This window comes from Apilactobacillus zhangqiuensis (assembly GCF_019656215.1).
Lineage (GTDB): Bacteria > Bacillota > Bacilli > Lactobacillales > Lactobacillaceae > Apilactobacillus > Apilactobacillus zhangqiuensis.
Window position 1 is genome coordinate 346,776 of the sequence record NZ_BPLK01000003.1, and the last position, 13,225, is coordinate 360,000.

Here is a 13,225-nt window from a genome sequence, read left to right on the forward strand (position 1 = left end):
TTGATTACCCCTTATCTTTTATTTTAGTTTGTCATATTCGTACTTGTGTGTTCTTTCAAGATTTTGAAATGATTGTTGTCTCAATGCTTCGTAAATCACGATGGCACAAGTATTTGATAAATTCAATGCACGAATGTGTGTATCATCTTGTGGAATTCTAATTGCTTTTTCTTCGTTATCACGCATGAACATTTCTGGTAAACCAGTTGTTTCCTTACCAAACATGAAGTAGTAGTTGTAATCATCATCAGTGTAATCACGATCTGTGTAGTCGTGGTTAGCAAACTTAGATACTAGGTAAAGTTTGTCCTTTTCGCCTAATGTGTTCATGAATGCTGGTAAGCTTTCGTGATAGTTAATATCAACCTTGTCCCAGTAATCTAATCCAGCTCTTTTTAAGTGCTTATCGTCTACTGAGAATCCTAGTGGTTTGATTAAATCTAAAACGGTGTCGGTACCGGCACAAGTTCTAGCAATGTTACCAGTATTAGCTGGCATTAGTGGTTCAAATAAAACAATATGGTTAGTCATAATTTTTCCTCGCTTTAAAACTGATTATCTAATATTGATACATCAACCGTGATTGATGTTAGTGATTCAACTTCTGCTTGTGTTAAATCTTTCGCGTTATGACCCCAATGAAGTGGTGTCATAATCATTAAATCGTGAGTTAACTCTTTTGGTAACTCAACTGTATATTTCACATCATATTTATTCGCATTTGGATAATGCTCCATAAATAAATCGACAACCTTTTGGTTATCATAGCTACTATTTTCACTATTATTGCCATAAAGCTTTTGTCTTAATTCAAATAGATAATGTGAGTTCGGCACAATCTTAATCAAATGCCCATTTGGTGCAACGATTCGATTGAATTCCTTGTAAGCTGATGGTGAAAATAAATCCATAATAATATCAATGCTTTGATCATTAAAAGGAAGGTTTGCCAAATCAGCAACACAGAAAAACATTTGAGAGCTTAATTCACTGGTTGATAAGTTTACTCCTGGTTTAGAAATATCAAAGCCAATCGCACTATCAACATTTCCTCGTAAATCTTCCAAACGTTTTAGTGGCGTTCCTTCACCACTACCAATGTCTACGATATTTTTATGTCCCGTATCGATTAATTCATTAATCTTTTGCAAGATGCCATCAAAGAAGCCGGCCTGCATAATTCTTCGTCTCGATTCTAACATATCACCATCATATTCTGTATTGACCTTATGGTTAATAAATTGAATACTTCCCTTTTTAGAAATATCTAATGAGTGGTTGTTAGGACAAACGATTGAATTATCAACTTGGTCGCTAAATGATTCTTTGCACACCGGGCATCTAAATAAATCGATATTTTGTTTTAAAAATTGCTTTGCAATTTCGATTTTTTTCATGTCTAAATCATCCTTATCCAATTCAATATATAAGTATATCATACTAGTAAAGACCTCATTGGACAGGAACTAAAAAAAGCCCCTAACATCTAAATATTAGAAGCTTTGAATAATCGATGACATATCTGTTGGAATCTTTGATTCACAGATAACATCTTGTTGTGTAAACGGATTATAAAATTTCATTTTATAACAATGCAGTGCCTGACGATCTAATTCATGATTGTCTGGATTGTAAAGCCAATCCCCAATTAACGGATGGCCAATTGCTTCAAAATGAACCCTAATTTGATGGGTCCGACCAGAATGTAGCTTAATCTTAACCAATGAATGTCTAGATGTGCTTTTTACAACCCACGCCTCCGTCTTGGAAGGCTTACCGCCATCTAACACGCATCTTTTAATAAACGAACCCGGTTGTCGCTCAATCGGTAGGTTAATTTCTATATGCTTGTCATTCAACAGATTTTCCACAATTGCAACATACATCTTTTCAATTTGATGATGTTGCATTTGCTTATCCAATACCGAATGCGCAAAGTGATGCTTGGCGAAAATGATAATCCCACTCGTGTCCATATCTAATCGATTCACGATATGAATCTTTTGATTGTCATAGTCTTGCCTTATAAAGTAACCCTTCACTCGATTAGCAATCGTATCATTTTTGTACAAATGAGATGGTAGACATGCCACATGAGCGGGTTTATCAACAACCAAGAAGTGATCATCTTCATACAAGATATTAATTGGCAGATTTGATACCGCAATAATATCGTTGGCTGGTTCTGGCGGTAAAGTAATGGTTACTTTGTCGTCTTGTTCCAGCATATAATTGACCTTTTCTTCAGTGCCGTTGACAACAATTTTGCCTCCCTCGAATTTAATCTGTTTCAATAGTGTGCGCGAAATACCATTTTGACGTAAGAATGTTCTCAACCGAATCGGACTATCCTGTTGGTTACTCCAGGTAAAACTAGTCATCTTCGTGGACTCCGATAAATGAATTGCTTACTCGTTTCCAGAAATGAGTGTGACGATATTGTGCAAAGTAAATTCGATCGTTACAAATGGAATATGAAATTGATTTAATTGGGCGATCTGAAATCAATAACTGGTCACAAGTTAAAATATTATGCTTTGGTGAATCAGGGACAATTGTGATTGTTTCATCAGGTGGCACGATTACGGGTGAACCTAATGTTCTAAACACACGGTTGTTGATTGAAGCCATTTCAGAAACCTGGATGGCGTTTAGTTGTGGGTTAATGATGGCGCCTCCAACCGACTTGTTATAAGCGGTAGATCCAGTTGGTGTGGAAACACAAAGTCCATCCCCTCTAAACTTTTCAAAGAACTCACCTTTAATGTAAATGTCAGTCACCATGGTTCCATTAATGCGTTTTAATGTTGATTCATTCAACGCCACGAAACTATCGTCTGGTCCACCATCAGTGTATTGAACCTTGATTGATAGCAATGGATAGCTAACGCTTTGACCATTATCATCTTCCAAACTGTCGACTAATTCCTTTACTTCATAGTCTCGCCAGTCGGTATAAAAACCAAGGTGTCCAGTATGGATTCCGACAAAACGAATCTTGCTAATTGCATCTCGATAATGATGAAAAGCTGACAAAAGTGTTCCGTCGCCCCCAACGGAAATCACAATTTGCGGATTTAATCCATCGTATTCAAGTTTTTCAGACGCATCAATTTTTTCTTTTAATTGTGTAGCAACCTCTTTGGATGTAAATCCGTCGTTACTATAAATTGCAACCTTCATAACTATTCATCCCTATTATGTTCATTTTTGGTCCCATCTTCTTGAGTTTCAATTAACTCATCTCTAATTTCGGACATCCCTTCATCCAACTGAAATGCTGTTTCTGCAGATTGTTGAAGACGTTTCTTCAATTCTTCTGGGAATTCACCATTGTATTTGTAATTTAGGGAATGTTCTACTGTTGCCCAGAAATTCATGGCAAGGGTTCTTACCTGAATTTCGGCTAAAATTTTCTTTTCTCCACCGACTAATTCGATTGGATACTCAAAAACAATATGGTATGAACGATATCCACTAGCCTTTTCACGGTTAACATAGTCACGTTCTTCTAAGATATTGATATCACTTCTTCTTCTAAGAATGTCGACAACGACATAAATATCATCAACGAATGGACACATTATTCTAAGTCCCGCAATATCTTCCATATCTTGAGATAAACGATCTTCCGATACGTAGCGGCGTTTCATTTTTTCTTTAATGCTGTCGATTGGTTTGACTCGACCAGTAACAAACTCAATCGGACTTCTTTTATCCGATTGAATGAATTCTTTACGAATTCCTCTTAATTTGACTTTTAGTTCCCCTACGGCTTGTTCGTAAGGAAATAAAAAGTCACTCCAGTTTTTTATCACTAGGCTAACCTCCTTGTTAAACCTAATTTACTACATTATTTTACCACACTATGCAAAAAGTAAAAAAGCAAACAATTTTTGATCGTTTATGAGCGAAATGGTTGTATTTACCGGTGTATTTGGTATTCTATTTAATGGAATTCATAGAACGAAACAAAAATCTTAATGGAGGGATAAAAGTGTTTGAACTATTTCTGTTTATAGATCCATTGTGTAAAGCATGCAGGAATTCAGAAAATACCGTCTTACAAATTTCTGAAGACGTTGATTCAAAATTTAAATTGCAGTTCATTCCGATTTACAATCTAAAGGTTGTCCAAACCGACTTCTGCAACTCAAACAATCAGCTTAAGAAACGATTATCTTCTGAAGAACTTTCTGCCTTATACAGAAACGTTGTCTTAGATTATAAGGCTGCCTTATTCCAAGGTATGAAAAAAGGTCGTAAGTTTTTAACAGCGATTCAGGATAAACTATTGACTGAAGGTTACATTTACTCAGATGAAATGGCAATTGCGATTGCTAAGAAATGCGGTCTAGATGTTGAAATGTTTAAAGAAGATCGTCGTTCAAAACTTGCTAAGAAATCAATCAAAAAAGACCAAGACTTGGTTCAAAATATGAAGATTGAAAAACCAGCATCTGCTGTTATCTTTAATTGCGAAGGTAACGAAGATGGTATCCTAACCAATGACATTGAATACTCAACATTGTTTAATGCTTGCTGTGATAAGAACTTAACTCCAGAATACCTAAAGGATGCGTTAAGTGAAAGCAGTCTAAAAGAAACTAAAATGAAACATCTACGTGTTGTAAAATAAAAAAGCTTCCAACTTTTCGTTGGAAGCTTTTTTATTATTAAATCAATGATTCTAATTCATTTAGTCTTTCCTCAAAGACCTTAAATGCGTTTTCCAAGTAATCGGCATTAGTCATATCGATACCTGCTTTCTTCATTACATTTAATGGATAATCGGAACCACCGGACTTTAGGTAGTCGATGTATTTATCAATTGCTTCTTGGTCGTTGGCACAAATGCCATCAGATAAATCAATAGCTGCTGCAAAACCGGTCGCATATTGATATACATAGTAATTCATGTAAAAATGAGGAATCCTTGCCCATTCATATGCGATTTCTGGATCTGAAACCACTCCATCACCGTAGTAACGTTGGTTTAACTTGTAGTAGAAATCGCTAAGCATCTCAGCAGTTAAAGGATTTCCTGCTTGTTCTTGTTGGTGAGCAAAGTCTTCAAATTCAGCAAATTGGGTTTGTCTGAAAATAGTCCCTTTGAAACCATCTAGGAAGTGGTTTAATACGTACTTCTTAACTTCAACATCATCGGTATTCTTCAAAAGATAATCAGTTAAGATGTTTTCGTTAGTTGTTGATGCAATTTCGGCTAAGAAGATTGAATAATCACCATATTGGAATGGTTGGTTGTGGGTTGTGTAATAACTGTGCATGCTGTGACCTGATTCGTGAACCAGTGTAAACAAGTTGTCTAGGTTATCTTGCCAGTTTAATAAAATATATGGATTAGTATCGTATACTCCCGATGAGTATGCCCCACTTCTCTTACCTTTGTTTTCAACTACATCAATCCAACGGTTATTAAATTCTTCCTTGATATGATCGATGTAATCATCACCTAAAATTGATAAGGCCTTAATTGATTCTTCCTTGGCTTCATCAAAGTTGTATGAGATTGGTGAACTACCGAATAAAGGTGTGTATAAATCATACATGTGCATTTCATCTAAAGAAAGTAATTTCTTTCTTAACTTAACGTAACGATGTAGTAAAGGTAGATACTTATTAACAGTATCGATTAGTTGTTGGTATACCTTTTCATCAATGTGGTTGTTACTCAATGCTGCTTCCTTGGCAGACTTAAAATGACGCATTGAAGCTCTAAAGTTATGCACCTTCACTTCACCAGAAAGTGTGGATGCTAATGTATTTTTAAATTGGTTATAAACTGTGTATAACTGTTGGAATGCTTCCTTACGAACACTTCTATCTGTGGATTCGAGTAACTTACTGTAGACCCCATTTGATAATTCTACCTTATTACCATCTTCGTCGGAAACGACTGGGAACTTCAAGTCTGAATTGGTCATAACACCATAGACATTTGAAGGAGTATCAAAGATATTACCTAAACTTGATAGAATTTTTTCATGTTCAGCATCTAGGATATGGTCCTTTTGACTGAATAACTCATCGAAGTAGTGGGTGTAATCTTCTAGCTTTGGTTCTTCAACCATCATTTTCTTTAAATCATCTTCACTAATGTTTAACACGGCTGGTTCAAACCATGCTAGTGCTGATGATGCTTTTGATGCTAAATCTGCACACCTAGCATTCATGCTTTGGTATTTAGCATTTGATGTATCAGCATCACTCTTTAATGATGAATATACATATAATTTTTCAACATTACGTTCTAACTTTTCGATTGCTTTTAAATCATTTAAAAGTGTTTGTGCATCGAAATGGTCAGTCTTTAGTTTTTCAACAGATTCAACTTCTTTTGCGCATTCTTTAAAATCTGCTTCAAAGTCGTCATCTGTCTTATAAATAGTTGTTAAGTCCCAGGTTAACTTTTCTGGCACTTCTGATCTTTTTGGTAATTGTTGTACTTCACTCATAAAAACACCGCCTTTTGAAATATACTATCTCCATCTTATCAAAAAATAGTATTATTTTGCGTACTTAGCTCATTTAATTTTTGATAGTAGTCGTCAAACCACCTAATCGCTTGGACTATGTGGACCCGCCCGTTCTTAATTTGAATCTTTCGTTTAGTTATCAACCTCATTATCAACAGTTTGAATTCATCTTTTACGTACTGCTCAGCGTTATGCACAAGTGGATAATTCAATTGCAGTCCAATCATTTGATTGGCGAAAGAAAAAACATCCCTTATTTTTGCATTTTCCTTAATACTAGATACTATTAATATCTTCCATATCAAAAAATGATTTCCCATGATGGGAGTAGTAGTCTGTTTGATATCGCAAAGAATTGGTGATCCGGATATATTATGGTGCTGATTATAGCAAACGTTCTGCCACTTTATCATCTGTTGATTCCGATAAAAAAGCTGATTTTCAATATTAGTTAACTGACTAATTACGCCATGCATATTACCGTTGTACTTAACAATCGTTCCAGGATTGTGGATAAAGTTAATCAACTCAATAAACTTAGTAAATGTGATTCTTTGATACCTTAGTTTTCCACACACATATTGGCAATTATAACGGGCCTCGATTTTACGTTCGTTAATCAACCAGAAAAAGATGGTAAAACCGATTGACTTAAAATAATAATAAAACTTATTCACACTGTTGCTACCAAACCTCTTCCTGTAGTTACTCCCCAATATCCATAATGACTTCATATGTAATTTCCGATAGCTCTCTATTCGTTCTTCCAATCGTTTGACCGAGATTGGACTGCACTGAAACTCAAACGCAATATTTCGATACATCAAATCTGGACGCTGATTAATTTCAGATAAATACTTTTCCACATGTGTATTTCTTTTATTGATAAAGTTCAGCAGCTGTTCTTTCCCCATTAGATGTTCATTACTTTCACCATCTTCAATCGCTACCACACACTGACTGTTCCTAAAATGTGCAAAGTGTGGAGAATTAATGTTTCCTCTTTTTAAAATCAATTCTTCTTTACAGACTGGACAATAATATTTTTTACCGTCTTTAGCAGCACTTGCACTAACTAATTTTTCTTTATCAGATGCCATTAACATTTTCATCACCCAATAAATTAGATACGAAAAAAGACCGGCGTATTTGCCGGTCTCTTTTTAGCCAAAGTATTTATTCACTTGAGTCATCGCTGAGTGATCCATGATTACCTTTTTATCATTGTAATGCTTGAAATCCACTGCGCTGACTTGATTACCGTATTCAACGGCTTCACTTACCGCACTGGTAAAGTGCTTAAAATCGACTTCGTTTTCGGTTCTAGTGGTGGTCAATTGAACCACATAGAATGAACCAACCTTGTATAGTGTTGAATCAACATCTTCGGTGCCATGAATAGCATCGGCTAGTTTGATAACATTATCAAAATCACTAACTTTTAGAATCATTTCCCACTTTTCAAGTTGTGGGTTAAAGTGACCTAAGCTAGGTTGCTTAGCATTCTTAACCATATCCTTAAATGGATTGCTATTTGAACGTTTACTTGTTGAATCCAAGTCTTGGCGTTCGCTTCTAGCTTGATTGATTGTCGCAATCATCATTAACTTGTAATGGGCATAATCATCGCTTCTTTCAAGTGCATCAATCATGGTTGAAAGATTTAATTGAATATTATCAATGAATTCCTTAGTTTTGTCATCATACTTATGATCTTCACTCTTGAAATCAAGGATTTTACCAAGCATTTCCTTAGCACGAATCAATGAGTATAGGCTCTTGGTATCAGTATAGTCCTTAAAATGGCCCATACTTGGTAGCTGTGCTCTTTGTTCGTCAGTTCTATCTTCACCGGTATCGGTGAACATTTCAGAACCTGGACCATCATAATTCTCATTATCGTCGTCTTCGATTTCATCGTCGACGCTATCATCTTCTACTTGTTCATCATCATTATTATTGATTTGGTTTTGGTTATCAAAAACATTCTTATTCTTAATAAACATGTCTAACCCTGTACTGTTTGGTAATACTTGGAAAGATACTGCCCCAGTACTCTTGAATTCATCGTCTACATCGATTTCATCCAAGATTGAGTATAAGAAAGATTCAATGCCATCTTCATCACCTAAAAGTGATAATAAATCAATTCCACGTTCATCTAATTCTTGATTAGTGATTGTTACTTTAATTGTTCCAGAATTAATTTTTTCCATTCTCATCGTCGACACCTCTTCTCACGTTCGTTATTTGATACTTATATTTTAACCTATTAATGACGGTTAGTTCAATGATTTAACGTCTTTTAAATCAATTACCATCCCTGTCTTAGGTAGGATCACATTTACCGAATTATTTGTTGCTTTTTCAGTCTGCTTCTTTAAATCATCTAAGTTACCGTATTGTGGTAAATGACTGATTAAAACATTTTTGACCTTCGCATCTAATGCCAACTTACCAGTCTCATCTGATGTCATATGCCATTTTTGGCCTTCCTTATCATCATAGAAATTAGTGTCTGTCATCAATAAGTCTGCATCTTCGCAGAATTGAGTTAATCCATCAAAGTATCTAGTGTCCCCCGTGTAAACTAATACTTGATTGGTTGAAATTTGTTTAATCTTAATTGCGAATGTCACAACTGGATGTTGCGTTTTCTCAAATGTAATTTCCAAGTCACCTAAAGTTAAGACATCATCTTCATGGTATGGTTTAGCAACCGTATCATCAAACCAATTCAAAGCATTGAAGTGTTCTTCATCTTCAGTGTGGCCATAAATTGATAGAGGGTTTTCCTTTGGTTTATTAGGTGCTAGTTGCCAGTAATGTTGTAAAACACCAACGTCAGCAATGTGATCGCTATGGTAATGAGATAATAAGACTGCATCTAATTCATATGGGTTTAGGTACTTTTCTAATTCCAATAGCACCCCACTTCCGCAATCCAATAATAGGTTGAATTTTTCAGTTTGAATTAAATATCCGCTAGTGGCAATTCCATTGTCTGGGTAACCACCATAGTATCCTAGTACAGTAACCTTCATTTTGCATACCTTCTACTTGTTTTTATTTATCTTTAGTGTAAATATATATATGTGATTTGTAAAATCTTTTTTATCATCTTGGAGGCGTAAAAATGGAAAATCAAATCAGCATGACATTTGGAAGCAATCAAATTTTAAATAAAATCAGAAAACAACATCCCGATGTAAAATTAAGTTTATTTAAAAATGGTGACGACCAATATCAAATCGTCGATTTTGCCGGTAATCATAATATTTTTAAGAACCCCATTACATTCGATGTATTGAAAAACCACAACTTTACTGAAAAGTTCGAATTCGTAAACTATTCATATTTCAATCTTTCGGAGGATGAACAAAAAATCTTCGATGCAAGTATTGAAAAGATGGATCACGATTCAAAACTAGATAACATGATTTCCTTCGTTATTCTAAAGGAAACTGTTAACCGTAAGAGAACCGTTTTAATGACTACTTGGCACAACTTCTTCGACTTCAACAATTGGAAGAAAAGAAATGATTTCTTAGACCTAGCAGAAATGTCGTTAAACTACAAACGAGCATAATAAAAAAGCACTTTGAATTCCAAAGTGCTTTTTTATTTAGTTAATTTTTAATGTCATCGCGTTAATTGCAACAATCACTGTACTTAGTGACATGATAACAGCACCTAACATTGGTCCAATAATGATACCAATTGATGAAAGTGCTCCAGCGGCAAGTGGTAATGCAATGATGTTATATCCAGCACCCCACCATAGGTTTTGAATCATCTTGGTACGAGCGTGTTTTGCTAACTTAACCAAGTTAATCACATCAGCTGGATCGCTGTTTACCAAGACAACGTCAGCGGATTCAATAGCAACGTCAGTACCTGAACCGATGGCAACACCTAAATCTGACTTTGTAAGACTAGGCGCATCGTTAACACCATCACCGATAAACATGACCTTACCTTTTTCTTGATACTTGGTAACTAGCTTTTGTTTGTCTTCTGGAACTAATTGAGCGTTAACTTCCTTAATTCCTAGAATACTTGCTACTTTATCAGCAGCTTGTTTGTTATCACCAGTTAACATAACTGGAATAATATTTTGACTGTTTAAGAAATCAATCATGTCCTTTGCACCAGGTTTGATTGAATCACCTTCAGCGATGTATCCAACAACCTTGCCATCTTCGACAACATAACTCAAAGAGTTACCTTGTTGTAAATACTTGTCAGCGATATTTTGATCGTAATCAATACCATTCTTGTCTAGATATGAACTAGAAACAACTTGGTATTCCTTACCATCAACTGTTCCTTTAATTCCTGAACCAGCAATTGCTTCAACATTTTCCGCTTGAAGTGGTTCTTCGTTTAAATCCTTAAATGCTTGAACAATTCCTTGAGCAAGTGGATGACTTGAAGAAGCTTCAATTGCCGCAGCAATCTTAATAATTTTATTCTTGTCGATGTTTGAATCTAAACTATCATAGGCATTAACTTTGAAGTCACCTTGAGTTAATGTTCCAGTTTTATCCATTAAAGCGTATCTAATTTGTTTGATACCTTCCAATGCGTTCTTGTTTCTAATCAATAGTCCGTGAGTGGCAGAGATTGATGTCATTCTTGAGATAATTAATGGAATGGCTAAACCTAAAGCGTGTGGACAAGCAATGATTAATACAGTTACAGTAATAGGAATTGCGTATGTGACACCATCTAAAATACTCCAAGCTACAAACGCGATTACAGCAACTATTAATGCAGCGTAGAATAGATATCCAGCTACCTTGTTAGCTAAATCTTCTGCTTCTGATTTTGATGATTGAGCTTCACTTACCATGTTCATAACCTTTGATAAGTATCCACTTTCACCTGTCCCGGTAATCTTAACCTTAATAGTTCCGCTTCCGTTGATTGATCCACCAATTACTGAATCATCGACACCCTTTTGAACATCTCTTGATTCACCTGTAATTAATGATTCGTTTAGAGCAGTACTACCATCGATAATAGTTCCATCTGCTGGAACTTTTTCACCAGATTTAATTAAGATGGTTTGACCCTCTGATAATTCGTGAACTGATACATCCTTAGTTTGTCCGTCTGATTGAACTAGGTGAGCATTATCTGGTAATAGTTCGGCTAACTTATTTAATGCTGATCCAGCATTCATTACAGAATTCATTTCAATCCAGTGACCTAATAACATGATGACAATCAATGTTGATAATTCCCAGAAGAAATCATTTACCATTGGTGTTACCTTCAAAATGTCATTAGCAATAACTGCGTAAACACTGTAAACATAAGCAACTGAAATTCCCATTGTAATTAACGACATCATACCTGGCTTCTTATTTTTCATTTCGCTAATGCATGAAGTAAAGAATGGATATCCACCGTAAATAAATAGGATTGTTCCTAACACTAAAACAACAAAATCAGAACCTGGGAATGTAACTTGAAAAGGCATCTTCATACCCATCATTGGCGACATAATAATAATTGGAATCGTTAAAATTAAAGAAATCCAGAACTTTAGTTTTAAATTCCCCATGTGCATGTGTCCCATACTTCCGTGATTCATACCACCATGGCCCATGTCCATTCCACTCATATTCATGTGACCCATATGGCTATGATCCATGTTACCCATGTCGTGATGCATATCTCCATGATTCATTTGGCTCATTTCATGGTTCATATGATGCATATTTCCATTCGAATGGTCATGTTCCCCACCATGACTGCTATGGCTCATATTTTCATAGTCAGAATGGGAATGCCCCTCCATTTTCATGTCATCATGATGCATATCGCACTTATGATTTGGGTTACTATGATCATTGTGATTGCAGCATTCCATTTCTGTGTTGTGTTTTTCTTCGTCATTCATATTGTGCTTCTTTCCACACATTTATCTCATCTCCAAAATAGATTATTCTTCTAAGCACTTGCAATGAACTTCTTCAGGTGCTGTATCTCTCTTTTTCTTTAAAACATCAATAATTGAATCAATATCACTTTTACTTAATTCAATATTTTCGATGATGTCATGAATTGCTTCTCCGTAATGCATACAACACATTGATTCAAAAACTCTTTTAACTGACATGTCATATGCAGCTTGTTCCTTAATTGCTGAATAGTAAATGTTTTTTCTACCATCTTTTTTTATGCCTAAAAAATCTTTATCACATAAACGAGATAGTAAAGTCTTAATCGTAGATGAACTCCAATCCATCTTATTAGATAAAATATCAATCAATTGACTACTAGTTGTCTCTCCTAGCGTCCAAACAATTCTCATTACTTTCCATTCAGAATTTGTAATATCAGTCTTCTCCAAACGCTGTATCACCTCACTCATTTATTTAACATTTTATAGTCTACATTTGTAGACGAAAGAAGTCAAATAAAAAGGACTGCAACTTAATGCAATCCCTTGTTTTCTACGTTAAGGAGAATGAGAGATTCGAACTCTCGCGTGGTTTGACCCACCTAGCGGTTTTCAAGACCGCCCCCTTCAGCCACTTGGGTAATTCTCCATAATGATGACCCGTACGGGATTCGAACCCATGTTACTGCCGTGAAAGGGCAGTGTCTTAAACCACTTGACCAACGGGTCATAATAAATATTATGACAATAAAAAAAGATTATCCACCAAGGACGATCTCATTTACGGTTCGTACGAGACTCGAACTCGTGACCT

The 13,225-nt window shown here is 35.4% G+C and carries 13 protein-coding genes and 3 tRNA genes (1 of these 16 running past the window's edge); 2 read left to right on the forward strand and 14 right to left on the reverse strand.

From position 1 onward, the window contains the following. Positions 1 to 18: 18 nt before the first annotated feature. The 5 genes from K5Q07_RS04380 to yjbM all read right to left on the reverse strand — a co-directional run bounded on the left by K5Q07_RS04380 (position 19) and on the right by yjbM (position 3,818). Positions 19 to 531, reverse strand: coding sequence for a tRNA (cytidine(34)-2'-O)-methyltransferase (locus K5Q07_RS04380; protein WP_220729858.1), 513 nt, complete (start codon positions 529 to 531; stop codon positions 19 to 21). A 14-nt stretch (positions 532 to 545) separates the two neighbouring features. Then, positions 546 to 1,397 (reverse strand): methyltransferase domain-containing protein, encoded by an 852-nt coding sequence (locus K5Q07_RS04385; protein WP_220729897.1) that lies wholly within the window; start codon positions 1,395 to 1,397, stop codon positions 546 to 548. Positions 1,398 to 1,493: 96 nt separating this feature from the next. Then, complete coding sequence (locus tag K5Q07_RS04390) at positions 1,494 to 2,381, reverse strand: RluA family pseudouridine synthase (protein ID WP_220729860.1); 888 nt, start codon at positions 2,379 to 2,381, stop codon at positions 1,494 to 1,496. Continuing rightward, the gene (locus tag K5Q07_RS04395) at positions 2,374 to 3,183 is read right to left on the reverse strand and encodes an NAD kinase (RefSeq protein ID WP_054608274.1); all 810 of its coding nucleotides are present in this window, start codon (positions 3,181 to 3,183) and stop codon (positions 2,374 to 2,376) included. The genes K5Q07_RS04390 and K5Q07_RS04395 overlap by 8 nt, the downstream gene beginning before the upstream one ends. Positions 3,184 to 3,185: 2 nt before the next feature. Next, positions 3,186 to 3,818 carry a GTP diphosphokinase gene (gene yjbM / locus K5Q07_RS04400; RefSeq protein ID WP_054606729.1) on the reverse strand — a complete coding sequence of 211 codons (633 nt, stop codon included), beginning with the start codon at positions 3,816 to 3,818 and terminating at the stop codon, positions 3,186 to 3,188. Positions 3,819 to 3,997: 179 nt separating this feature from the next. On the opposite strand from yjbM, the gene K5Q07_RS04405 reads away from it, so the two are divergent. Next, positions 3,998 to 4,639, forward strand: a complete 642-nt coding sequence (locus tag K5Q07_RS04405; protein ID WP_220729862.1) for a DsbA family protein — start codon at positions 3,998 to 4,000, stop codon at positions 4,637 to 4,639. Between the two features lie 37 nt (positions 4,640 to 4,676). On the opposite strand, the gene pepF is transcribed toward K5Q07_RS04405, so the two are convergent. The 4 genes from pepF to K5Q07_RS04425 all read right to left on the reverse strand — a co-directional run bounded on the left by pepF (position 4,677) and on the right by K5Q07_RS04425 (position 9,541). Continuing rightward, positions 4,677 to 6,476: an oligoendopeptidase F gene (gene pepF / locus K5Q07_RS04410; protein ID WP_220729864.1), complete on the reverse strand. Its 1,800-nt coding sequence runs from the start codon at positions 6,474 to 6,476 to the stop codon at positions 4,677 to 4,679. A gap of 38 nt (positions 6,477 to 6,514) precedes the next feature. After that, positions 6,515 to 7,597 (reverse strand): competence protein CoiA, encoded by a 1,083-nt coding sequence (locus K5Q07_RS04415; RefSeq protein ID WP_220729866.1) that lies wholly within the window; start codon positions 7,595 to 7,597, stop codon positions 6,515 to 6,517. A gap of 63 nt (positions 7,598 to 7,660) precedes the next feature. After that, complete coding sequence (locus K5Q07_RS04420) at positions 7,661 to 8,713, reverse strand: adaptor protein MecA (protein WP_220729868.1); 1,053 nt, start codon at positions 8,711 to 8,713, stop codon at positions 7,661 to 7,663. A gap of 66 nt (positions 8,714 to 8,779) precedes the next feature. Continuing rightward, the gene (locus K5Q07_RS04425; protein WP_220729869.1) at positions 8,780 to 9,541 is read right to left on the reverse strand and encodes an MBL fold metallo-hydrolase; all 762 of its coding nucleotides are present in this window, start codon (positions 9,539 to 9,541) and stop codon (positions 8,780 to 8,782) included. Positions 9,542 to 9,633: 92 nt separating this feature from the next. Between K5Q07_RS04425 and K5Q07_RS04430 the strand changes: the two genes are divergently transcribed. Continuing rightward, positions 9,634 to 10,086, forward strand: coding sequence for a hypothetical protein (locus K5Q07_RS04430; protein WP_220729870.1), 453 nt, complete (start codon positions 9,634 to 9,636; stop codon positions 10,084 to 10,086). Between the two features lie 36 nt (positions 10,087 to 10,122). Here the strand turns inward: K5Q07_RS04430 and K5Q07_RS04435 are convergent, their stop codons facing one another. The 5 genes from K5Q07_RS04435 to K5Q07_RS04455 all read right to left on the reverse strand — a co-directional run. Next, positions 10,123 to 12,168 carry a heavy metal translocating P-type ATPase gene (locus K5Q07_RS04435; RefSeq protein ID WP_220729899.1) on the reverse strand — a complete coding sequence of 682 codons (2,046 nt, stop codon included), beginning with the start codon at positions 12,166 to 12,168 and terminating at the stop codon, positions 10,123 to 10,125. A gap of 282 nt (positions 12,169 to 12,450) precedes the next feature. Beyond that, complete coding sequence (locus K5Q07_RS04440) at positions 12,451 to 12,861, reverse strand: CopY/TcrY family copper transport repressor (RefSeq protein ID WP_251067633.1); 411 nt, start codon at positions 12,859 to 12,861, stop codon at positions 12,451 to 12,453. Positions 12,862 to 12,972: 111 nt separating this feature from the next. Further along, positions 12,973 to 13,060 (reverse strand) — tRNA-Ser (locus K5Q07_RS04445). Between the two features lie 7 nt (positions 13,061 to 13,067). Next, a tRNA-Glu gene (locus K5Q07_RS04450) sits at positions 13,068 to 13,140 on the reverse strand. A gap of 55 nt (positions 13,141 to 13,195) precedes the next feature. After that, positions 13,196 to 13,225, reverse strand: a tRNA-Asp gene (locus tag K5Q07_RS04455); it runs 45 nt beyond the window's last position.

Bases quoted from the DNA above. Each gene is read 5' to 3' on its own strand.
- K5Q07_RS04380 (WP_220729858.1), bottom strand. From the start codon at position 531: ATGACTAACCATATTGTTTTATTTGAACCACTAATGCCAGCTAATACT.
- K5Q07_RS04415 (WP_220729866.1), bottom strand. From the start codon at position 7,597: ATGGCATCTGATAAAGAAAAATTAGTTAGTGCAAGTGCTGCTAAAGAC.
- K5Q07_RS04430 (WP_220729870.1), top strand. From the start codon at position 9,634: ATGGAAAATCAAATCAGCATGACATTTGGAAGCAATCAAATTTTAAAT.
- K5Q07_RS04425 (WP_220729869.1), bottom strand. From the start codon at position 9,541: ATGAAGGTTACTGTACTAGGATACTATGGTGGTTACCCAGACAATGGA.
- K5Q07_RS04420 (WP_220729868.1), bottom strand. From the start codon at position 8,713: ATGGAAAAAATTAATTCTGGAACAATTAAAGTAACAATCACTAATCAA.
- pepF (WP_220729864.1), bottom strand. From the start codon at position 6,476: ATGAGTGAAGTACAACAATTACCAAAAAGATCAGAAGTGCCAGAAAAG.
- K5Q07_RS04385 (WP_220729897.1), bottom strand. From the start codon at position 1,397: ATGAAAAAAATCGAAATTGCAAAGCAATTTTTAAAACAAAATATCGAT.
- K5Q07_RS04395 (WP_054608274.1), bottom strand. From the start codon at position 3,183: ATGAAGGTTGCAATTTATAGTAACGACGGATTTACATCCAAAGAGGTT.
- K5Q07_RS04435 (WP_220729899.1), bottom strand. From the start codon at position 12,168: ATGGGTAACATGGATCATAGCCATATGGGTCACATGAATATGAGTGGA.
- K5Q07_RS04390 (WP_220729860.1), bottom strand. From the start codon at position 2,381: ATGACTAGTTTTACCTGGAGTAACCAACAGGATAGTCCGATTCGGTTG.